This window comes from Pseudoalteromonas aliena, from assembly GCF_038155085.1.
In the GTDB taxonomy this organism is placed as follows: Bacteria; Pseudomonadota; Gammaproteobacteria; order Enterobacterales; family Alteromonadaceae; genus Pseudoalteromonas; species Pseudoalteromonas aliena_A.
The window spans coordinates 1-208 of sequence record NZ_JBAKAU010000301.1 but is presented as its reverse complement, the minus strand read 5'-3'; the positions used below and the strand labels follow the sequence as shown (position 1 = coordinate 208).

Sequence of the window (208 nt, the reverse complement as noted above, 5' to 3'; positions counted from 1 at the left end):
CAGTGCTGGGTGTGGTTTTGAATTACGCCACTGAAATGGACATATTTGCAGGTGTTGCGTTATTAAGCGCACTACTTAACTTATTTAACCTACTACCTATTTTACCGCATGATGGCGGCCATATATTAAAAACTATAAGTTTTTCAATGCGCTCTTGGGTAGGTTTGAGTGTGTGCTACTCGGTGTGTTATTTGGCTTATGGCTGAGC

The 208-nt window shown here is 41.3% G+C and carries 1 pseudogene; it reads left to right on the top strand.

Features of this window, described 5'->3' with window-relative positions:
- Positions 1-208: pseudogene (locus V6260_RS19495) on the top strand (site-2 protease family protein); the annotation flags it as partial.